18 protein-coding genes are annotated in these 20532 nt (G+C 69.1%); 11 read left to right on the plus strand and 7 right to left on the minus strand.

Features of this window, described 5'->3' with window-relative positions:
- Window positions 1-249 precede the first annotated feature (249 nt).
- The 11 genes from ACWEVP_RS42055 (at window position 250) to ACWEVP_RS42105 (ending at window position 14525) form a co-directional block, all read left to right on the plus strand.
- A complete protein-coding gene (locus tag ACWEVP_RS42055) occupies window positions 250-1290 on the plus strand; it encodes a hypothetical protein (protein WP_452068173.1) in 1041 nt (346 codons plus the stop codon).
- Window positions 1281-1757 carry a pilin gene (locus ACWEVP_RS42060; protein WP_452068174.1) on the plus strand — a complete coding sequence of 159 codons (477 nt, stop codon included), beginning with the start codon at window positions 1281-1283 and terminating at the stop codon, window positions 1755-1757. The genes ACWEVP_RS42055 and ACWEVP_RS42060 overlap by 10 nt, the downstream gene beginning before the upstream one ends.
- Before the next feature lie 3 nt (window positions 1758-1760).
- A complete protein-coding gene (locus ACWEVP_RS42065; RefSeq protein WP_452068175.1) occupies window positions 1761-3674 on the plus strand; it encodes a hypothetical protein in 1914 nt (637 codons plus the stop codon).
- Window positions 3671-4846: a PrgI family protein gene (locus ACWEVP_RS42070; RefSeq protein ID WP_452068176.1), complete on the plus strand. Its 1176-nt coding sequence runs from the start codon at window positions 3671-3673 to the stop codon at window positions 4844-4846. The genes ACWEVP_RS42065 and ACWEVP_RS42070 overlap by 4 nt, the downstream gene beginning before the upstream one ends.
- The gene (locus ACWEVP_RS42075; protein ID WP_452068177.1) at window positions 4843-6669 is read left to right on the plus strand and encodes a VirB4 family type IV secretion system protein; all 1827 of its coding nucleotides are present in this window, start codon (window positions 4843-4845) and stop codon (window positions 6667-6669) included. Before ACWEVP_RS42070 ends, ACWEVP_RS42075 begins: the two co-directional genes overlap by 4 nt.
- 34 nt (window positions 6670-6703) lie before the next feature.
- Window positions 6704-7507, plus strand: coding sequence for a GP88 family protein (locus tag ACWEVP_RS42080; protein WP_452068178.1), 804 nt, complete (start codon window positions 6704-6706; stop codon window positions 7505-7507).
- A 32-nt stretch (window positions 7508-7539) separates the two neighbouring features.
- Window positions 7540-10041 carry a type IV secretory system conjugative DNA transfer family protein gene (locus ACWEVP_RS42085; RefSeq protein ID WP_452068179.1) on the plus strand — a complete coding sequence of 834 codons (2502 nt, stop codon included), beginning with the start codon at window positions 7540-7542 and terminating at the stop codon, window positions 10039-10041.
- A gap of 16 nt (window positions 10042-10057) precedes the next feature.
- A complete protein-coding gene (locus tag ACWEVP_RS42090; RefSeq protein ID WP_452068180.1) occupies window positions 10058-11092 on the plus strand; it encodes a replication-relaxation family protein in 1035 nt (344 codons plus the stop codon).
- On the plus strand, window positions 11089-12036 hold the full coding sequence (locus ACWEVP_RS42095; RefSeq protein WP_452068181.1) for a C40 family peptidase: 948 nt from the start codon (window positions 11089-11091) through the stop codon (window positions 12034-12036). The genes ACWEVP_RS42090 and ACWEVP_RS42095 overlap by 4 nt, the downstream gene beginning before the upstream one ends.
- Before the next feature lie 75 nt (window positions 12037-12111).
- Complete coding sequence (locus ACWEVP_RS42100) at window positions 12112-13275, plus strand: ImmA/IrrE family metallo-endopeptidase (protein ID WP_452068182.1); 1164 nt, start codon at window positions 12112-12114, stop codon at window positions 13273-13275.
- Window positions 13272-14525, plus strand: a complete 1254-nt coding sequence (locus tag ACWEVP_RS42105; RefSeq protein ID WP_452068183.1) for a hypothetical protein — start codon at window positions 13272-13274, stop codon at window positions 14523-14525. The genes ACWEVP_RS42100 and ACWEVP_RS42105 overlap by 4 nt, the downstream gene beginning before the upstream one ends.
- On the opposite strand, the gene ACWEVP_RS42110 is transcribed toward ACWEVP_RS42105, so the two are convergent.
- The 7 genes from ACWEVP_RS42110 to ACWEVP_RS42140 all read right to left on the minus strand — a co-directional run bounded on the left by ACWEVP_RS42110 (window position 14488) and on the right by ACWEVP_RS42140 (window position 20448).
- Window positions 14488-15135: a hypothetical protein gene (locus tag ACWEVP_RS42110; protein ID WP_452068184.1), complete on the minus strand. Its 648-nt coding sequence runs from the start codon at window positions 15133-15135 to the stop codon at window positions 14488-14490. The genes ACWEVP_RS42105 and ACWEVP_RS42110 overlap by 38 nt on opposite strands.
- A gap of 350 nt (window positions 15136-15485) precedes the next feature.
- Complete coding sequence (locus ACWEVP_RS42115) at window positions 15486-16181, minus strand: N-6 DNA methylase (RefSeq protein WP_452068185.1); 696 nt, start codon at window positions 16179-16181, stop codon at window positions 15486-15488.
- Window positions 16182-16513: 332 nt separating this feature from the next.
- Window positions 16514-17242 carry a hypothetical protein gene (locus tag ACWEVP_RS42120; RefSeq protein WP_452068186.1) on the minus strand — a complete coding sequence of 243 codons (729 nt, stop codon included), beginning with the start codon at window positions 17240-17242 and terminating at the stop codon, window positions 16514-16516.
- 17 nt (window positions 17243-17259) lie between these two features.
- Window positions 17260-18228 carry a hypothetical protein gene (locus ACWEVP_RS42125; RefSeq protein ID WP_452068187.1) on the minus strand — a complete coding sequence of 323 codons (969 nt, stop codon included), beginning with the start codon at window positions 18226-18228 and terminating at the stop codon, window positions 17260-17262.
- A 108-nt stretch (window positions 18229-18336) separates the two neighbouring features.
- On the minus strand, window positions 18337-19035 hold the full coding sequence (locus ACWEVP_RS42130) for a hypothetical protein (RefSeq protein WP_452068188.1): 699 nt from the start codon (window positions 19033-19035) through the stop codon (window positions 18337-18339).
- A gap of 19 nt (window positions 19036-19054) precedes the next feature.
- The gene (locus tag ACWEVP_RS42135) at window positions 19055-19582 is read right to left on the minus strand and encodes a hypothetical protein (protein ID WP_452068189.1); all 528 of its coding nucleotides are present in this window, start codon (window positions 19580-19582) and stop codon (window positions 19055-19057) included.
- A gap of 74 nt (window positions 19583-19656) precedes the next feature.
- Window positions 19657-20448 carry a hypothetical protein gene (locus ACWEVP_RS42140; RefSeq protein WP_452068190.1) on the minus strand — a complete coding sequence of 264 codons (792 nt, stop codon included), beginning with the start codon at window positions 20446-20448 and terminating at the stop codon, window positions 19657-19659.
- Window positions 20449-20532 lie beyond the last annotated feature (84 nt).

Raw genomic sequence — 20532 nt, forward strand, 5'->3', positions numbered from 1 at the left:
TGCTGCGTGTTCTGACACCCCTTAACTCCGGCTGGAGGTCCGATTTTGGACACACACTCGAGAAATCGCCGTGCACATCAATGAAGACACCGCGCCGCCTACTAGAGGCCTACTACGAACACAGGTCAGTCGTCATTTTCAGCTTCGACTAGTTGATCTTCATGTCGGATGATCGCCGAGCCAAATAGTAGGTCTCTAGCATTGCAAAGACAGCCACTAGTTGACCACAAGCAATAGCACGGTATTTCCGTGGTACCGGTCGTGGATTCATGGCGTCGTTGTTGTTCGCATCGACGCCGTGGGAGTCACGACATGGCAACTCAATCCGCTTTTCGTCGCCGTCACGACGAGGCCACTCCGAACTCTCTGGACATCGCCCGGAACACGTTCACCTGGCTGGTGACGGGACCGCATCCGGTGTCGCTGAACGGCCGGCTCTTCGCCGGCCTCCCGGACCGGCACGTTCCGCTCGACGAGGTCCGCGATCGCCTGCTGTCGCGCAGGTGCCCGCAAGCGACGCGAGACGCGGTGTGGGCGCATCTGGTGTTGCGCTCGCGAACCGAAGGAGCGACCTGGACGGTCGCCGCCGTGGGTGTGGCGCTTCCCGCGCTGACGTCGGCAGCGGCCACCTTGTCCCATCGATTCGCCGGCGACCCGGCCGACGTTCACGCCGAGGTGCTGCGCGGCTTCCTGACCGCGTTGTCGACGATCGACCTCCGGCCGCCGCGGATCATGCTGCGGCTGCGGTGGGCCGCCTACCGGGCCGGCTACGACGCGCTGACCGAAGCGTTGACCGGTCCGACTCCGGTCGCACCGGGCTTCCGGTCCACCCCGCCGCACGCGCCATGGGGACACCCGGATCTCGTCCTCGCCCGCGCCGTCGCGGACGGAGTCCTGACCCAGACCGAGGCCGCGCTCATCGGCGCAACCCGGCTCGAGCACATGCCGGTGACGGACTGGGCCGCGCAGCACCAGACCGGTGAGTGGGCCGCCTACAAGACGCGCAAGCGCGCCGAAAGCCGGCTTGCCGAATACCTGCGCGAGGGCGCCGCCACGGCCGATCCAAGCGACCCGCTGATCGACCAGGTGGCCACCGCGGTGGCCCTGGCGCGCCCCGTCACACCCGCTCGCGAGATACCTCGCTCGTCACCGTCCGTGTCCGACACCAACGGCGAATCGGAGCGGAAAGTTCGGCGCCGCGTGTCCAAAACGGATGCGGATTCCGGAGTTCAGGGATGCGCGACAAACCCGCGCTCAGCCCGAACTTCGGAGGTGACCCAATGCGCGTGATCGATGCCGAGAGCGGGCCGGGTAGTGCTCGACTCGACGGCGTCCCGCAGCCGCCGGACCAGACCGCCGATGCGAGTTCGACGCCGTCCAATGCTCCGATCATTAAACCAGGCGACTCGGTTCCGGCTCGCCGCCGGCGGTGGTCGCACGTGGTGCTGGTGGTCGAGTTGTCGGCCATCGCGTTGCTGGCCTCGGCGTCGGCGGGGCACGCCGACACGATGGTCGTCGCGCTGGCCGGCTCGGTGACCGACGTCCTGAACAACGTCCGCAACTGGATCATGGGCATCCTGGCCGGCCTGGCGACCGTGTTCCTGACCATCGGCGGCGTCCGCTACATGACGGGCAGCGGCGACCCCGGCGAGATCGAGAAGGCGAAAACGGCCTTCAAGTCCGCGGGGTGGGGATACGGCTTGGCTGCGCTCGCGCCCCTGGTCGTGGAGATCCTCAAAGGGATCGTGGGGGCCTGACCGATGGCCGTCAGCACCCTGCCCACGGTTCGCCCGTACCGCCGGTCCGGCGGCCCGGCCGAGACCGCCGCCGCCGCGGATCGACCGATGCTCGCCCCCGTCCGGCAGGTCTCTAGCCGAAGGCAGCGTCGGCGAGCGGGCTGGCTGCTGGCGCTGACCGTCGTGTCCTTGGCCGGCATCCTCGCCGTCAACGCGTCGGCAGCGCCTCGGCAGCCACCGGCGGATCCACCGCTGCCTCCTCCGACCGCACTGCCCACGCCCACGACGTGCAGCTTCCCCGGCCAGCTCGGCTGCACCTCGCCGACGCCGACTACAACGCCGAGCAAGCCGTGCACGGGCGAGGACTGCATTCCGCAGCCGACTCCGCCGGCGCCGAGCACGAATCCGCAGCAGCCGGGCACCGGCAGCGGCGACGGCGACTCGGACTGCGGCATCACCGACGTCGGTGCGTGCATCACCGAGGCCATCAACTCGGCGTTCCGCAGTGTCGTCGACGACGCGCTGGATCCGATCCTCGAGCTGATCGGCCACACCGCGCTGTCCACGCCGACGATCAGCGACCTGCCCGGCATCGGCGAGCTGTGGAACAGCTCTTGGGAGATCGTGGTCGCCGCCTACGGGCTGCTCATCCTGTTCGGCGGCATCCTGCTGATGGGCCATGAGACGGTCCAGACGCGCTACTCGATCAAGGAGATCGGGCCGCGCATCCCGATCGCGTTCATCGCCTCGGCGCTCTCGCTCTTCTTCGCCGACAAGCTCATCCGGCTGGCCAACGGCCTGACCCTGGGTGTCCTCGGAGACGGAGTCAACGCGCCCTCGCTGGGCAACACCTTGCAGGAGGCCGTCCAAGGCATCCAGACCGGCGGGCTGTTCATCATCCTGGTCGCGCTCGTGCTGGTGGTGCTCGGCCTCGGCCTCCTGGTCGTCTACGTCGTCCGGATCGTCATCACCCTCGTCCTGATCATCAGCGCGCCGTTCTTCCTGATGTGCCACGGGCTGCCCCACACCGAACCGCTGGCGCACTGGTGGTGGAAGGCGATCACCGTGACGACAGGCGTTCAGTTCGCCCAGGCGCTGGTGCTGATCACCGCGGTACGCACGTTCCTGTCCGGCGGCGTGCACCTGTTCGGCTCGACGCTCTCCGGGCTCGGCACGCTGATCGCCGCGATCGCTCTGTTCTTCCTCCTGTTCAAGATCCCGTTCTGGATGCTGAAGGCCGTCAAGGTCGGCTCCGGCCGTTCCTTTCTCGGAGGTTTGGCTCGCGCGTACATCGCGGCGAAAACCTTCGGCATGGTCGCCGGCAAGACCGGTGCGTTCGGCAAGGCCGGCGCCGCCAGTGCGACGAAGAACGCTAGGCGCGGCGGCGCGGCGGCCGATCCACCGTGGCCGGCACAGCCGCGTTTTGCGCCCAACCCCGAAGCAGTCAGCCGGCGGCTCAGGGCGGCCCACGACGCCGAGCGTGCCCGCGCAGCTCAGCGGCCGTCGCTGCCCTCGCAAGCACCGCAGTTCCTGCAGCCGTCACCCCAAGACAGCACCCACGACCCCGCCGTGATCCCGGCGAACCAGGGACCGACCATGCCCGAATTCAGTTCCGCGCCGACGCCTGTCTCCCCGACGCCACAACGAAGGCCACGGTCGGCAACTCCGCATTTTCAAGCCGCCGGCGGCCCGCGTCGACGCGGCGCCACATCGCCACCGGCTCGCCCGATCCGCACGGCATCGGTGCCGCCGCAGCTGCAGTTCCGACCGGCGACGCCGCCCGCACCACAACCGCTCCTAGCGAAACCGGCCTCCGCGCCGGCATTCCGGCAGGCGACGCCGGAGCCCCGCCTCGGTGATGCCTATCGCCGTACCCAGTCCGTTCCACCGCCGACGTTCCGCGCGCCGAAGCCAGCTCCAGGAGGTGAAGCGAAATGAGCCAGCCCGTCCGGATTCCCGCCGACGTCGACCGCGAAGACCGGGTGATCGGTCCGCTCACCGCGCGACAGCTGCTCATCCTGACCGTTACGGGGATCGTGCTGTACGGCACGTACACGGTCACTCGCGCGTTCGTCCCACTGGCGGTGTTCCTGGTCGTCGCCATCCCGATCGGCGTGACCGCCGCGTTCCTCACGCTAGGTCAGCGCGACGGCATCTCCCTCGACCGGCTCGTGCTGGCGGCGCTGCGCCAGCGGATGAGCCCGCAGCACCGGGTTGCCGCGCCGGAAGGCGTCCGGCCCACACCCGAGTGGATCGGGCAGGCCGCGAACACAACCAGTTCTTCGGCGTCGGCGGTCTCACCGGCCGCGCTGCGGCTGCCCGCCGAAGGGATCACCGACGCCGGCGTCATCGATCTCGGCAAGGACGGCGCCGCCGTGGTCGCGGTCTGCTCCACGATCAACTTCGGGCTGCGCACGCCCGCCGAGCAGGAGGCCCTCGTCACCTCCTTCGGCCGGTACCTGCACTCGCTGACCGCGCCGGTCCAGGTGCTCGTCCGGGCGGAACGGCTGGACCTGTCGGGGCAGATCGGGGAACTTCGCGAACAGGCCGGCGGGCTGCCGCACCCCGCGCTGGAACGGGCGGCACGCGAGCACGCCGAGTACCTCGATCAGCTCGGCCGCGCGACCGACCTGCTGCGGCGCCAGGTCCTGCTGGTCCTGCGAGAGCCGCTGCGAACCAGCGGCCCGGCCGACGGGCTGGGTGGTACCTCGCCGCTGGCCGCGTTATCGGCGCGACGCAGGGTTGCGAGGCAGGTTGCGTCGATCGACGACGCCACTCGACGCGCCGCCGAAGCGCGGTTGGTGCGCCGGCTGGGCGAGGCGGTGGAACTGCTCTCGCCGTCCGGGATCGTGGTCACCCCGCTGGATGCCGGTCAGGCCACCGCGGTCCTCGCCGCGGCGTGCAACCCCGACAGCTTGATCCCGCCGAACTCCGACCTCGCCGGCTCCGACGAGGTCATCACCACCGCCCCGGACGAGAGCTGGAACGACGACGCCTTCGGCCGCGCCGCGTTCGCCACCGAAGACGCGTTCGGCGCTGCCGAGCCCGCCTGGGAGGACGACGAAGACCCCGACGACTACGACGACGTCGCAAGGAGGGACCGCCGATGAAGAGGACCAGGCACCGCGACGCCGCAAGCAGGCAGGCACCCGTCGGGCAGGCCGGCGCGTTCACCCCGGACGCCATCTCCGTGCGTCCCCGAGCGCTGGAAGTCGGCGGCGAGTGGGTCGCGTCGTTCGCCGTCACCGGCTACCCGCGCGAGGTTCACCCGGGCTGGTTGCAGCCCCTGTTGACTTATCCCGGGCGGGTCGACGTCTCGCTGCACATCGAGCCGATCGACCCCGTCACTGCGGCCAACCGGCTGAAGAAGCAGCTGTCGAAGCTGGAGTCGGGCCGCCGGCACACCAGCGACAAGGGACGGCTGATCGATCCCCAGGTCGAAGCAGCCACCGAGGACGCCTACGACCTGTCCGCGCGAGTCGCCCGCGGCGAGGGCAAGCTCTACCGGCTCGGCCTCTACCTCACTGTGCACGCCGCGACCGAGGAGGCGCTCGGCGACGAGGTCGCCGCGATCCGGTCGCTGGCGGCGTCGCTCCTGCTGGACTGCAAGCCCACCACCTACCGGAGCCTGCAGGGCTGGATCACCAGCCTCCCGATGGGCCTGGACCTGGTCGGGATGCGCCGCACCTTCGACACCAGCGCGCTGTCGGCGGCGTTCCCGTTCACGTCACCGGACCTGCCGCCGCCGGACCCGACCTCGGTCGGCGCCCCGCGCGGCGTGCTCTACGGCTTCAACGTCGGCAGCCAAGGGCTCGTCCACCACGACCGGTTCGCCCTCGACAACCACAACAGCGTGATCCTCGGCCGGTCCGGCGCCGGCAAGTCGTACTTGGTGAAGCTCGAACTCCTGCGCAGCTTGTATCGCGGGATCGAGATCCACGTCATCGATCCGGAGGACGAGTACGCCCGGCTGGCCGCCGCGGTCGGCGGTACCTACGTCCACCTCGGCGCCGAGCAGGTCCGGCTGAACCCGATGGACTTGACGATCCACACCCGGCCGGACGGACGCCGGACAGCTCCCCGCGACGCGCTCATCCGGCGCAGCCTGTTCCTGCACACCGTCATCTCGGTGCTGCTGGGCAGCGAGCTCGCCGCGACCGACCGGGCCGCGCTCGACCGGGCGATCACCGCGACCTACCAGCGCGCCGGCATCACGTCGGATCCGCGAACCTGGCCCCGGCCGGCGCCTCTGCTGGCCGACCTCGCGGAGGTCTTGGCTGAGGCAGACGGGGCGGACCTCGCGGCGCGGCTACAGCCGTTCACCACGGGCGCGTTCTCCGGGCTGTTCTCGGGTCCGACTACGACACGGCCCGAGGGTCACCTCGTCGTGTTCTCGCTGCGCGACCTCCCCAGCGAGCTCAAGGCAATCGGCACACTTCTCGCGCTCGATGCGGTGTGGCGCCAAGTGTCCAATCCCGCCATCCGCAAACCCCGGCAAGTCGTCGTCGACGAAGCCTGGCTGCTGATGAAGGATCCGGCCGGCGGCGAGTTCCTCCTCCGGATGTCCAAGGGCTCCCGCAAGTGGTGGGGCGGCGTCACGGTGGCGACCCAGGACGCCCCCGACGTGACGAGCACCGACCTGGGCAAGGCGATCATCGCGAACGCGGCGACGCAAATCCTGCTGCGCCAGGCACCTCAGGCAATCGACGAGATCTGCCGGATCTTCGACCTCTCGCAGGGCGAACGGCAGTTCCTCCTCACCGCCGACCGCGGCCAAGGACTGCTCAGCACCGGAACGCAACGAGTGGCGTTCCAGTCCATCGCGTCGCCGGTCGAGCACCAGCTCGTCACGTCGAACCCCGCTGAGCTGGCCGAGTACTCCGACATCTCACCGGAGACCGAGACCTCCTTCGTCGACCTCGACGCTGCCTGATCTTCCGCATCTTCAAACACACCAGGGGATAACTATGTCTTCGTCGCCCGCTGTTGGTCGGCCCGCTCGATTACTGACGCAGAACAGGGAAATGCGCCAGATCGGCGTCTGGAACTGGTCACTACCGGCCTGGGCCGGACGACTTGCCGACGGCCGCACATACAACACGTGCCCGAGTGCCGGGGTCTGCGCGCAAGCGTGTTACGCCAGGCGCGGCACGTACACCTGGCCCGTCGTCCGTGCCAAGCACCAGGCGAACCTGATGTACGTCCTCGACGACCTGGCCGGTTGGCGAACCGCGATGGTCGATGAACTCGGCGCGGCCCGGTTCTGCGGTAGCTGGATCAGGATCCACGACAGCGGCGACTTCTTCTCCGACGACTACCTGCTGGCCTGGCTCGACATCTGCAGGACTCGCCCGGACACGAACTTCTACGCGTACACCAAGGAGGTTTCCCGGTTCCGGTCTCTCGTCGAGCCTGATCCGCCGGCGAACTTCTTGTGGGTCTACTCGTACGGCGGCAAGCAGGACGCCGCGCTGAACCCGGCCGTGGACCGCGTCGCCGACGTGTTCCCGGACGAAGCGGCGATCGTCGAGGCGGGGTGGGCGTCGCAGGAAGCCAGCGACCTCCTCGCGGTCCTCGGCCCGCAGCTAGTCGGTGTGCCGGCAAACCGGATTCCGAGCTACCTCAAGCGCCTGGCTGGCCGCCGGTTCTCCGAATGGCAGGCCGAAGTCGACGCCGGACGTTCCGCTCGCCGCACGCGCCTGCGGCTGGTCGTCGACAACACCCGTTCCGAGGCGCGGCCTGAGCGAGGCGGCAAGCCGCGAGCCGCCTGATCCAGCGCTCCAACTTACGTTCGGAGGTCTTGATGTCCTGGCCGTTTGCCCTGTCCACCTCTCTCGCCTCACCTGCTGGCGACTACCTGCGCGATCCGCTCGGTGCGTTCCAGACCGTGCTGGCCCACCTTCGCGACCTCGTCTTCACCTGGGGTCCGATCGCCGGGCCGGCACTGGCGGTCGCGACGACCGCCGCGGTGATCGCTCGACGCCGCTGGCGCCGCCGCTACCACGAGAGCCTGGTCAGCGACGCCCGGTTGGTCACCGTGCTGGCGCCGCCGACCGTCGACCCGTCCGGCGCGATCACCGTGTGGTCCAACCTGGTCGGCCTGCTGCGACCAGGCTGGCGGCGGCGCTTCGGCGGGCAACCTCACCTGGCGTTCGAGTTGACGTTCACCGACGACGGCGTGCAGATCCGCTTGTGGGTGCCTGGCCTGGTGCCGCCGGGCATGGTCGAGCGCGCCATCGAGGCGGCCTGGCCCGGCGCGCACACCCGCACGACGCCGGCCAAGCCCCCGATCCCCACGGCCGCGCCGGCGGGCCGGCGAATCGAAGCGGTCGGCGGCGAGCTGCGGCTGGCTCGCCCGGAAGCACTCCCGATCCGAACCGAGCACCCCGCAGACCCGATCCGGGCCCTGCTCGGCGCCCCGGTCGGGCTCGGCCCCCACGAGCGAGCGTGCGTGCAGATCCTCGCCCGTCCCGTCGCCGGGCACCGCGTGACCAAGGCACGGCGCGCGGCGAAGCGGGTACACGCGGGCAGCTCGGTCAACCTGGTCGGCCGGCTGCTGGACGTCGTCACGCCAGGCAAGACCGCGAAGCCGTCGTCCAGTGCGCGGACGCCGGGGCTGAATCGGCAAACCAGCCTGGAGTTCGCCGCGCAGGACCGCGCCGTCGTGGAGAAGCTGCGGCAGAACCAGTTCGAGACCCGCATCCGATACGCGGTTGCCACCACGGTCCCCGAGCACGCGACGACCGCCGAGATCCAGGCGGTCCGGGAGGTGCTGCGGGGACGCGGCCACGCGATCGCCTCGGCGTTCGCCGCCTTCTCCGAGCACAACTACTTCCGCCGGATCCGGCTCCGGAGGGCCCCAGTCCAGGTGCTAGCCGAACGCCGTTTGGGCAAGGGCGATCTGCTCTCGATCCCGGAGCTGGCCGCGCTCGCGCACCTGCCGATCGACGAAGCCACGCCCGGCCTCCAGCGCGCCGGCGCGAAGGCCGTACCGCCGCCGCCCGGCATCGCCACGGCTGGGGACTCGATCAAGCCTCTCGGCTTGTCGGACTCCGGGCACTCCCGGCCGGTCGGCCTGCACGTCGCCGACGCGCGTCATCACGTGCACATCCTCGGCGCGACCGGCTCCGGCAAGTCGGAGCTGATGGCCCGCTTGATCCTCGACGACGCCGAGGCCGGTCGCGGAGTGGTGGTCGTCGACCCTAAGGGCGACCTCGTGTCCGACCTGCTGATGCGCATCCCCGAGGAACTCGGCCAGAAGGTCGTGCTCTTCGACGCCGACTCCCGCAGCCGGCCACCGGTGCTCAACCCGCTGGAGGGAGCGGACAAGGCCCGCGCGGTCGACAACCTCGTCAGCATCTTCTCCCGGATCTACGCCTCCTCGTGGGGGCCGCGCACCGACGACATCCTGCGCGCCGGCCTGCTAACCCTGACCGCGATGCCCGGCACGCCGACGCTAGTCGACCTGCCGAAGCTCCTCACGGTCCCGGCGTTCCGGCAACGAGCCTGCGACCAGATCGACGATGACGTGCTGCGCGGGTTCTGGTCCTGGTACGACGCCCTGTCCGAAGCGAGCAGAGCGCAGGTCATCGCGCCGTTGATGAACAAGGTCCGCGGCTTCCTGCTGCGTCCGTTCGTCCGCGCCGCGATCGCCGGCGGGAAGTCCACGGTGGACATGGACGAGGTGCTCAACACCGGCGGCATCTGCCTGGTTCGCATCGCCCGCGACGCGCTGGGGATGGAAACGGCCCGGCTGGTCGGCTCGATCGTCGTCGCCCGCACCTGGCAAGCCGCCACCCGCCGGGCCCGCGTCCCGCAGCGTCAGCGGCGCGACTGCGGGCTCTACGTCGACGAGTGCCACAACTTCCTGAACCTGGCGTACCCGCTGGAAGACATGCTCGCCGAGGCTCGCGGATATCGCCTGTCGATGACCTTGGCCCACCAGTACCTCGGCCAGCTCCCGAAGGAACTCGAAGAGGGCATCAGCACGAACGCCCGGTCGAAGATCTTCTTCAACGCCTCCCCCGAGGACGCGAAGCGGCTGGCACGCCACACCATGCCGCGGCTGAGTGAGCACGATCTGTCCAATTTGGGCGCCTTCCACGTCGCCGCCCGCCTGGTCCTCGGCGGCGAGGAAGCACCGCCGTTCACCGCAGTGACCGAAAAGCTGCCGCCCGCGGTCCCCGGCCGTGCGAGGGCGATCCGCAAGGCAGCCCGGATCAACACCCGGCCACCAGTCGCCGAGGTCGAGCCAATCATGCCCGGAGCCGCAGCGCCCACCGCCGATCCCCGCCGCGCCGCCTGAAACCGGAGGTACTCCGATGATTTCGAACCCCACTCCTCAGCGGGCGTTGCGCGGGCACATGCCCCAGCGCCCCACGCCGCGAGCGGCCACCACCGGCGAGCACCACGCCCAGCTCGCCAGGCGGCTGACCCACCGCGACCGGTGGCTGGCCCGGATGCTCTTCGAGCACAAGGTCTTGACGACCCAGCATATCGTCGAGCTCTGCTACCCGAGCATGCGCGCGGCCAACCACCGGCTGCTCGACCTGTTCAAGTGGCGGGTCGTCGACCGGTTCCAGCCGTTCGTCACGACCGGCACCGCCCCGATGCACTACGTGCTCGACATCGCCGGCGCGGTCGCCCTCGCCTACGAAGACGGGCTCGATCCGAAGTCGATCGGCTACCGGCACGAAGACGCGATCGGGATCGCGCACTCCCTACGTCTGGCCCACACGGTCGGCGTCAACGGCTTCTTCACCGCCCTGGTCGCGCTGAGCCGACGTCCCGGGGCTCGAGGGTCGCTGACCGCGTGGTGGTCCGAGCTCCGGTGCGGACGCCTGTTCGGCGACATGGTGCGTCCCGACGCCTACGGCCGGTGGCGCGAAGACGACCATCAGCTCGAGTTCTTCCTCGAGTTCGACTTCGGCACCGAAGACCTCGGCAAGCTCAGCCGCAAGCTCTACGGCTACGAGAAGCTCGCCGCCGCGACCGGCATCACCACCCCGGTCCTCATCTGGTTGCCCACCCATCGGCGCGAGACGTCCGCGCGCCGAGCGCTCGCCGACTGCCTGTGCCAGCTCGACCGGCCCAAGCTCGTGCCGCTGGCCACCACCGCCGCGGACGCAGCTGGCGACCCCGCCGCCGCCCGATGGCTGCCGATCGCCGGGTCGGCAATGCGTCACCCCGGCCGGTTGCGGCTCGTCGAGCTCGCCCGGCTCTGGCCGCAACCGGATCTGCCCGGCGACGTGCCGGCGTCCGGCTCGGTCCCGGCCCAGCAGGGTCCGGCGGCCCTGACCGCTCCGGATCCGTTCCCACCCGCCTCACCAGCTAGCCGCTTCCGGAGGCGCCCATGAAGTTCGCCTACACAGCGGTCGTGGTCGTCATCGTCCTCATCGGCAGCATCGGGCAAGGCGTCGTGAAGGCCGTGTTCGGCAGCAGCACCGAGCCGAGCCAGGAGGCCATCGCCGACATCCCGGGCGACTACCTCGCCCTCTACCGGGCGGCGGCTTCCGCGTGTCCCGGGTTGGACTGGTCGATCCTCGCGGCCATCGGCAAGGTCGAGAGCGACCACGGCCGCAGCAAGCTGATCGGCATCGCGGAGGGAACCGAGAACTCGTTCGGCGCTCGCGGGCCGATGCAGTTCCTCCAGTCCACGTTCGACGGCGTCGTCGCCCGGCATCCACTACCGCCGGGCGGCAAGACCCCGCCGTCACCGTGGGACAAGCACGACGCGATCTACGCGGCGGCGTATTACCTGTGCGAGTCCGGCGCGCCCAACGACATCCGCAAGGCGCTGTTCGCCTACAACCACGCGGATTGGTACGTCGACGAAGTCCTCGACCAAGCCGAGAGGTACAGCAAGGCCGCGGTCGGCACCGGCCGTTGCGACGACATCCAGGCACCAAACTTCGCCACCGCCACGGCGATCAACTTCGCCTGCGGCCAGCTCGGGCTGCCGTACCTGTGGGGCGGGAACGGACCGTTGAACGGCGACAGTGGCTTCGACTGCTCGGGCCTGACGAAGGCGGCCTACGAGGCTGCCGGGGTCGCCCTGCCGCGGACGGCCCGGACCCAGTACGCCGCTGGCCCGCTGGTGCCCGGCGACCAGCTGCTACTCCCGGGCGACCTCCTGTTCTACGGCACGCGGGGCAACGTCCACCACGTCGGCATCTACATCGGGGCCGGGAGGATGGTGCACGCCCCAACGTTCGGCGAGCCGGTGCAAGTCAGCTCGTACCGCTGGAACGGCGACGACTACCTGGCGGCGAGCCGGCCGGCCGGCAACGTCCGGTCCTGAGGTCATTCGGTCGGCCCGACGCATGTTGCGCAGAATATTTTGAGGTGATAATTTGAGGTCGCAGAGGAGGTGACCATGGAGTCAGCCGACACGGACGCGGCGCAGCCGCGGATGCTCGTCATCGCCCGCGAGTCGCGGGGTATGACGCAGGGACGGCTGGCCGAGGTCATGCAAGAGCTGGACGGCCCCGGCAGCAAGGTCAGCCAGGGGTACGTCAGCCGCGCTGAAGCCGGGCGCTTGGCCGTGACGGGTGATCGTCTGGCGCTCTACGCTCAGGCCCTCGGGTACCCCGTCCCGCTGCTCTGCGTAGGCACCCAGGAGGTCGGGGCGGGGGTCGGCCTGGTGCACCACCGGAAGAAACAAGCTGCCTCGGCCGGCGACCTGAAACGCATCCACGCCCTGCTCAACCTGACGCGCATCCAGCTACGGGCCTTACTGGCCGACGCCCCCAAGCGCGAGGCAACGGGGATTCCGCAGGTCGCTGTCGACGAGCTGACTACCGCGGCGGACGCCGCCAAGCAAGTACGGGCCAAGTGGGACGCCGCCGGGGGGCCGCTGGAGTCCGTCGTGACGATGGCGGAGGACCTCGGCGCCTGGGTGACCTGCCGTCGCCTGGTGGCGCCGGTCCCCCTGGATTCCGGAGTGGAAAGTGTGCCGGTGGATGCGGTCAGCTGCGCCCCGGCCGGAGAGGACCCGCTGGTCCTGCTCAACTCGGGTACGCCGGCCGAGCGGCAGCGGTTCACGCTGGCGCACGAGCTGGGGCACATGGTCATGCACCAGGTGCCGCATCCCGAGCAGGAAAAGCAGGCAAACGCCTTTGCCGCCGAACTGCTGATGCCCCGCCGCCAGATCCGCGCCGAGCTGTCGAGCGGCGCGCTGAGCGTCTCGCGCCTCCTCGACATGAAAGTTCGGTGGAAAGTATCGATGTGGGCGTTGCTCCGCCGCGCACACACGCTCGGCATCATCAGCGACTGGCAGTACCGCACCCTCGCGGTCGAGATGTCGAGCCTCGGCTACCGCACCAGCGAACCCGGCACGTTCGACGCCGAAACCCCGACCGCCGTGACCTCGATGATCAGCCAGCAGCTGAAGCAGGGCCGCGAAATTCCCGAGCTGGCGTCCGCGGCGTACTTGAGCCAGGACGAGTTCGTCGACCTGTACCTGAGCTGCCCCGTCTCGTCGGCGGCCGGCGCGGCTCACCGTCCCATCTCCTCGACCGTGAGTGAGGCAGCGCGATGACCGACGACGCCACGCCACCCGACTACCTGCCCGAGCCGCGCCCAACGAGCGACAAGGTAGCCGAGCGGGAAGCGGCCCTCCAGGAGCTGTCCCGTCAGTCCGCGCCGGCCGTCCCGCCGGGAGCTGCCAGTGTCTTGACGGACCGGGTGCTGCTGCACACCAGCTGGGACACCGGAGGCAAGCTGCTACCCGTCTTCCCGGAGCACGTCGGCGGCCTCGTGCTGCGGGGCGCCGGCGCTGCTACCGGGATCAAGCACCTGAGCAAAGCCGGATTCGATCGGCCCATCGCCTACGATCCCGAAGCCTACGAAGTCGCCGCGGCGACCGAGGACGATCCGTTCGTGCTCCGGCCGGCCGACGGCAAGCTGTTCGGGCTGACACTGGAGCAGGAACTTCAGCGCCAGCGCGACTTCGGGGCGTGTGTGGCACTCACGCCCACCGGATATCTGCACGCTGGCGACAGCGACGCGTTGCGCGCGGCCGTTCGCGCGGCTGGCCGGATCGACCGCGACGACGTGGTGTTCAGCGTCCCGTTGGACGTCGGCTGGTTCCAGTCCGAGCACATCGACCACCTCATCGCGGTTCTGGCTCTGCTCGAGCTGCCCAAGGCCGTCTTCATCGGCGGCCAGTTCGATCCGATGGAGCGCTACAAGGACGCCGTGGCCAACCTGCGGCGGGTAGTTGCCGAGGCTGGCCACGTCGCGGTGCTGCGTACCGACCTGACCGGCTTCGACGTAATGAGCCACGGTGCTTTCGCCACGTCGATCGGTTCGGGCGGTGGCTTACGGCACATGATCCCGCTTGGGCAGTTTCGCCGGTCGAACAAGAACGACGAGTCCCCCAGCGTGCTGTTCGGCGATCTGATGGCCTTCTTCAAGGGCTCTACCCTGCAGGAGAAGTTCGCCGACAGCCAGGCACCGGTCTGCGACTGCGCGTCCTGCGACGGCCGGGAGTTGGACACCTTCCTCACCAAGGACGACAGCGTCGCCGCGCACCGCCACAGCTTCTGCACCTGGGCGGCCTGGATCACCGGCCTTCACGCCTGCCGCACCCTCGCCGAGCGGGCAACCTGGTGGCGCACCCAGTGCGTGGACGCCGTGGCGAACGCCGAGATCGTCAACGCCCGGATCAACCAGCCCGAAGCCTTCAAGCCCCCGGAGACCTTGCGGGCTTGGGCGGAACTCCCGTCCTGGCTTTCGGCGATCCACCCGGTCACCCGCCGGCCGCGAGCTCCTCGCCAGTCGCCGTGAGCTGCTGGTAGATCTCCTCGGCGAACCACCACTGCGCCGAGGAGTGCCGGCTGCGAACGTACCGTTCCGGCTCGGCCAGCATCTGCAGCTTGCCAGAGGAGAACACGCAAATCCCGATACCGTAGAACCCCGCCTGCACTTGTGCATCGTCCAGGTCGGACGGTGCCTCAGGCAGCAACATGGCCCGTGCGCAGAACGGCGCGAACCGGCCCGCCTTCACGAGCCCTTCGCGCCACGTCCGGGCCGCCACCACGGCAAACCGCACTGACACCGGCGCTACCGCGAGGCGGACAATGTGGCTTACGTCGCTTTCGACCGCTCCACGCGGCGCACGCTGAAGCAGCTTCCGCTCTCGCTCGTTCAGCTTGGCGGTTGCCACGGGCAGACCGGTCGGCAAGCTCCACAGTGCGTCCAGGACGCCTCTGTGCGTAATCGGACCGAGCCCAGCCGTCGTTCGCCGTGTGAGCTCCGTCTCATCCGGCCGATAAGCCACGCCTGCCGCAGCGCCGAACATCCGGACCGCAGCGCTCGGACATCGCACCAGCTCATCGGCCACCGGCGAAGCGGTCATCGCGGCACGGACCGCTTCAGCGACTCCTGCGCGGCTCACGACACCTCCACCAAGTCCCGGGCAAGAGGTCCAACATAGTCCCAAAAGCGGCTCTCGCGCCTCCGGTACCAACATCGGCGGTCCCCGGCTACCCGGCCCAGCCGGTCCACCAAACCCACGTTCATCAGACTTCGGATCGGCCCGTAATACACGCTCGCAGGCGCGTTCCGGACCTCGGACAGCTCCGACAGGTTCACGCCTTCGTCTCCTGCCTCCGCCAGCGCGACTAGCAACTCGAGGCGGTGCTTGTTCCCGAACACCGCAGCCGACACGCGACGGTCCGGAGCGCGCTCTGTCCTAACCACGAGCAAACTATAGTGATTCGCGAATCGCGATTCAATGAGTATCGTTCAGAGCGACCTCAGGAAGGACAACACCACCCGGTCGCGCTCGAGGTCACGGCCCAGTTGGCGGAGTTCTTCGCGCTGCGCCAGCGCCACCTCCGGCCAGCCCGGCTCGAGCGTGTTGCCGGTACGGAACACGATGTCGGTTCCGAGATTCCAGATCATGCTGTTCACTGTGGCGCAGGCCACGGCGAGCGAGTCGACGTCGCACCCGATCCAGCGGATGGTGCGCGGGTCTCGGCCCTGCTCGCGCAGGACTTCCGCGGCCGCGCGGAACATGCCTCCGGTCCCCATCATCGGGTCGGTGACGTTGCTGTGCTCCTGGATGTCGGACATGCCGGCGAGGAGCTTCGCGACGGACCCGGGCGTGTAGAACTGGCCGCGTGCCTTGAGTGCTGACTTCGGCCGGAGAACGGTCAGCGCGGTGCCGAGCAGGTCGACATCGAAGCGTCGTTCCGTGCCAGTGAGGTGCGGTTGCCCCGCTCGCAGCGCGGCCTGCGCGACGGCCAGTGCGTGGCCACGCACGTCGCGGTCCGGGTTATCGAAGATCCACGCGATCATCGGATGGAGGAGGTGCGTGATTTCGGTGCGGCGCCGGATGACCGATGACCACGTGTGCCGCGCGAAGTCGTGGAAGGTGTCGGCGTCCCAGTTGAGCACCGATTCGCTGACGTTGTGTCCGCACGAATCTTTCTCCGGCAAGGCGGCAAGTGTGGCAACAACTGAAACCGGGATATCAAGCCGGCCGGTTCCATAGGTTCGGTGCCATGCGGACTCGACTGCCGAGGCAATCTTATGCGCGAATTGCCCAGCGTCGACAGAAGTGGAAATTGCACGACGGGATGAAGACACGGGAGTTCCCTCCAGCGATCAGAGGCACGGCACGGCGTCACGCCGCAGGTACGAGCCGTGCGCTAGACTGCAGGCTCGCGCACCCTTCTGGGGTGTGCGGTGTTGGAGCCCGGCGGGTGGTTGCCGCGCCTCTCCGGAGGTGTTCACCCGCCGGGCGCCACTAACAAATTCGGAATCGTGTTTCAGCGGTCCCAGTTGTGCCGCTCGAGATGCGTCACATCGGTCTTTGCCGCCGCGGCAATAGCGTCGGGCCAGCGAAGCCCTTTTGCTTCGTAACGCTGCACCGCGTCGGCCAAGGCTTCGGCCCGCGGCGTGAGTCGCCAGCCGAGCGACCGGAACAGCGTGGCCGCCCGGGTTTCCCGCGTGCAGGTCGCGGTGACGGCGTCCACGCGCAGATCTGCGGCCACGTGACCGAACAGCGTCGCCGGGTATCCGTCGAGGAACAGCGGTGTGTCGGGCGGCGCCCACCCGGGTAACGGCGTCATCTCGGGTGGGTGCTGACGCCCGACGTGGCGGGCCACGGCCAGCAAGGCCACGTCGCCGAGCGCCTGGTCGTCCTCGGCGTTGTCGATCTGGTGCGCCAGGCTGGCCGCGGCTCGGATGGCGTCACCCCACGTCCAGGACGCTTCGAACTCCTCCGAGAGCCGCGCCAGGCGAGCTGCCTTCTCGGTGAGCCGGAATCCGAACGCCGAATAGCCGGCCGAGGCCCCGGTGAAGCCGTCGAGGTATTCGGGGGTAGCGCCGAGGCCCTGCAGGACGTGGCCGTGCAAGCCGAGCGGGTCGTGGTCGTCGAAGGCGGATGCGGTTGACGTGCCGGCGGGCGGATGGGTTCGCCGCTGCGCCCCGGCGTGGTTGGTGACGTAGCGAAGGCGACCATAGAGCTCGGCGCAGCCCAGGATTGAAGGAGTCATAGCGCGCCCCGGCCGATTCACGCGACCGCGGGAACGCCGTGCGCAGCAGCCAGATCCTCGAGAGCCGCCACAGGTGAAGCTGCCGCGTGGCCAAGCCGGTCCAGGATCCGATCTGCAACGCGGAGCACGCACTCCGCCGACGTGCGTGCCGTCTCGCGATCGGCCGCCCAACCGGCGACGTAGGGCACGGAGTACGCCAGCGTGTCCATCCCGCAGACCGCGGCGACGATGCACGCCACCGACTCGGCCTCGACCTCCAGAACATGCCGCGGCGTGGTGGCCAAACGGGTTTCGTGGTCGCACAGGATGTGCGCCAGCTCGTGCGTCAGCGTCTTCGCAGCCTGCGCGGGTTCGACGTCGTCGCGCACGATCACGCGCCGCTCGGAGAAGACGGTCCGGCCGAAAGCACCGCCGCAGTCTCCACGCTCGACCGTGAAGCCGCATGCGCCGATCTGGGCGGCGACCCCGTCCCACAGGCCGCGTGGCGCGTCACCGCACAGCGCGATCGGTTCCGGCGGGGACGGCTGCGCGGCCCGCGGATTCCCCTGCAGCTGGGAGACGTCGACGACCGGCACGAGCATGAATCCCGACAACGCGGGCGCCTTGTCCGGATCCGCCTCGGCGCCTTCTGCCGGTTCGGTGTTCTCGTCTTCGGTCGTCCTGCGGAAGCACGGCTTCCAGATCTTGATCTGGTGCGTGCCCTTGCGCATGAAGCCGTAGCCTTCGCGCTTCCACTCCGAGAGCGGCCGAACGTCGGTGGCTTCCGGGCACTGCTGCAGGATCATGATCAGGTTGTTGAGGCTGTAGCGGCGCAGCCACGCCCGGGAGGTGATCAGCTGCTGCCAGCCGTCGGCGGTCATCAGCTTGTCCACGCCCTCCAGCAGCTGCTCGCGGGCAGCTTCGAGGCGCTCGGCGCGTTCTTCGGGCGTAACCGTGCGCCGGGCCTTCGTTGCAGCCCTGGACGGTCGACGGGGTGTGCGCGTCATGACGGATCCCTTCGGATGGGTTTGGTGCGGTGTTGGTGGTTCGGTGGTGTGCCGGGGTTGCCGTCCCGGAACACCACGGCTATGGGTGTTCTCGTTGTCCGCGAGCTTCTAGCCTTTGGCGCGCTCCCACTCGAAATCGGCGCCGATCGAGTACCGGCCGTCCGCCTCTCGGACGACTTGCGTCGGCACGTATCCGTCCTGGATCGCGGCGAGCGGGTCAAGGAGCATGATCGTGCGGTCCTCCCAGTACGCCAACGTGGCGCCCGGGTACTGCCGCCCGCAGGCGTTGAGCCAGGCGACAACGACGACCGCGACGTCGGGGCGGAAGCGCGGGGTCCCCGACCGGCTCCAGCCGGACACGGGGTCCACCCGGGCCGGGAAGCCGGGATCGTTGCCGGTCGCGTTGATCTTGACCAGGACTTCGCCCGCCTCGGGTGCGAGCCGGTGAGCACCGGCGAGCAACGCTTGCTCGGCGGCGATGTCGGCGGCTGGCGTGGTCAGTTCCCATTCCCACGAACCGGCGCCGATCGGGTAGCGGCCATCGGCGTCCGGTTCTATGCGTTCCGTGCTACCGGCCGCGGTTCCGGTGATGTCGACTGCCCCGCCGTCGAATGCAGCGGCGAAGGCACCGTGGCAGTCGGTCAGCCAGGCCACCACGGCTTCGGCCGCCGTACGGCTGAAGCGCGGCCGAGCGAACCCGTTCCAACGCCTGTCCTCGATCACGGCCGGGAAGACGACGCCCGAGTCGGCCACGGTCACGTAGACCTCGCCCGACTGAGCGCGGTCGCCTGCTGGTGCGGTGTTCATCGGGAACCTCCGTAGGCGTTCAGGCGGCGGGAGGAACCGAGTGCAGACGCCGAGTCGGCGCGTAGGTGCCGACGACGTGGGTCCCTTCGTGCAGCACCGTCAAGGCGGCGTGCGGCATGGGTTCTCCGGCGTACGGGGTGTGCATGATCAGCCGTCCGGCAAGGTCGCCGTCGGCGTCGTCCGGCACGCGCCGGATGGTGAAGGTGAAGGCGCCGCGCGGGTCACCGACCGAAATGGACACCGTGACCGAGTCTTCGGATTCGTCGGTGTGGACGGCCGCACTATTGCACCAGGACAGCGGGATCCGCTCGGGATCGTGCGGGCCCTCGCCGCAGTCCGGGTCGGTGTCGGCCGTCGGCTCGAAGTCGGCACACGCGATGCCGCCGGACGTCGATTCGTAGCCGTCCGGAGTCTCGGCCAGTTCCTCCCCGCACGCTCGGCACCGATGCGTCGGAGCCGAGTCCGTGTCGAAGTGCAGAGTGATCGATTCGACGACGTCGTCGGACAGCCCCATCGGGGTGCCGTCCACGGAGAGCACAGCAAACATTCCAGCCTCACAAGGAAGTAGAGGTGAGCGCACAGCTCACGAAGACGCGGGACCGCCCGCGCAACGGCGAAAGATCAGAAGATGGAGAAGCCGACGCGACCGGTAGCGCATGCCGGGCACGGGACGGTCCCGGATTCGTCGTCGATCTCGGCGGCGTCGTCGAAGTCCCAGGCGTCGGCGTCGCAGTCGTCGGGCCGGAAGTGCCACGATCCCGAATCCGCCGCCCAGCGCATCCCGCACGACCCGCACCCGGCAAGACATGTTGACGCGCCGAAACCTTCGATTTCGAACAGCGAGCACAGCAAGTCGTCGCTGTCCCCCGAGATACCGGCGACGCCGACCAGGTCCATCGTGAAGTCGCCCGTCTCGCCGACCAGGTACCACCCGGCCGGGACGGTGTAGGCGCGTTCGGTGATCTCCCACCGGTCGGCGTACGCGTGCCCGTACCGGATCGCTCGGCTGTTGGCTTCCCGGGAAAAGCGGTAGTCGACGCCGACCAGCGCGAAGGGCCGGACGACGTGCACGGCCGTCACCGTGCGTCCCTCGGACAGGTAGGTCTGGCCCGCGTCTTCCTGCAGCACGTCGCGCGTGTCGACGTACCCGGCCGCCTGCAGCTCACCCAACACGCCGGACACGGACCGGTCGGCGACGTCGGGATACTTGGGCGCGTCCGGCCGGAAGTCCGCAACTTCGACACGCGCGTGCGGCTCGACGGCGTACGCGCACTCCGCGTAGGTAGCGAACTTCAGCGCATCGTGGAGCCGTCGGCCCCAAGGGTGGTCTGAGCTGCCCACCAGGGCTTGAATGGTGTCCGCCGCGTCGACGGTAAGGGAAAATTGGGACACGCACGCCTCAAGCATGGTCATCACTGAGCCTTCAGTCAGGTGAGCGGTGTTGGTTGGCGAACCGGAGAGTTCGGGGTTGCCGTCCCGTTCTCTCCTACAATCCAT

Source organism: Amycolatopsis sp. NPDC003865 (assembly GCF_053605345.1).

Excerpts from the sequence above, each read along its gene's own strand:
- ACWEVP_RS42070 (WP_452068176.1), top strand. The coding sequence starts at position 3,671 with ATGAGCCAGCCCGTCCGGATTCCCGCCGACGTCGACCGCGAAGACCGG.
- ACWEVP_RS42075 (WP_452068177.1), top strand. The coding sequence starts at position 4,843 with ATGAAGAGGACCAGGCACCGCGACGCCGCAAGCAGGCAGGCACCCGTC.
- ACWEVP_RS42135 (WP_452068189.1), bottom strand. The coding sequence starts at position 19,582 with ATGTTTGCTGTGCTCTCCGTGGACGGCACCCCGATGGGGCTGTCCGAC.
- ACWEVP_RS42085 (WP_452068179.1), top strand. The coding sequence starts at position 7,540 with ATGTCCTGGCCGTTTGCCCTGTCCACCTCTCTCGCCTCACCTGCTGGC.
- ACWEVP_RS42100 (WP_452068182.1), top strand. The coding sequence starts at position 12,112 with ATGGAGTCAGCCGACACGGACGCGGCGCAGCCGCGGATGCTCGTCATC.
- ACWEVP_RS42130 (WP_452068188.1), bottom strand. The coding sequence starts at position 19,035 with ATGAACACCGCACCAGCAGGCGACCGCGCTCAGTCGGGCGAGGTCTAC.
- ACWEVP_RS42120 (WP_452068186.1), bottom strand. The coding sequence starts at position 17,242 with ATGACTCCTTCAATCCTGGGCTGCGCCGAGCTCTATGGTCGCCTTCGC.
- ACWEVP_RS42065 (WP_452068175.1), top strand. The coding sequence starts at position 1,761 with ATGGCCGTCAGCACCCTGCCCACGGTTCGCCCGTACCGCCGGTCCGGC.
- ACWEVP_RS42125 (WP_452068187.1), bottom strand. The coding sequence starts at position 18,228 with ATGACGCGCACACCCCGTCGACCGTCCAGGGCTGCAACGAAGGCCCGG.
- ACWEVP_RS42090 (WP_452068180.1), top strand. The coding sequence starts at position 10,058 with ATGATTTCGAACCCCACTCCTCAGCGGGCGTTGCGCGGGCACATGCCC.
- ACWEVP_RS42080 (WP_452068178.1), top strand. The coding sequence starts at position 6,704 with ATGTCTTCGTCGCCCGCTGTTGGTCGGCCCGCTCGATTACTGACGCAG.
- ACWEVP_RS42105 (WP_452068183.1), top strand. The coding sequence starts at position 13,272 with ATGACCGACGACGCCACGCCACCCGACTACCTGCCCGAGCCGCGCCCA.
- ACWEVP_RS42095 (WP_452068181.1), top strand. The coding sequence starts at position 11,089 with ATGAAGTTCGCCTACACAGCGGTCGTGGTCGTCATCGTCCTCATCGGC.
- ACWEVP_RS42140 (WP_452068190.1), bottom strand. The coding sequence starts at position 20,448 with ATGACCATGCTTGAGGCGTGCGTGTCCCAATTTTCCCTTACCGTCGAC.
- ACWEVP_RS42060 (WP_452068174.1), top strand. The coding sequence starts at position 1,281 with ATGCGCGTGATCGATGCCGAGAGCGGGCCGGGTAGTGCTCGACTCGAC.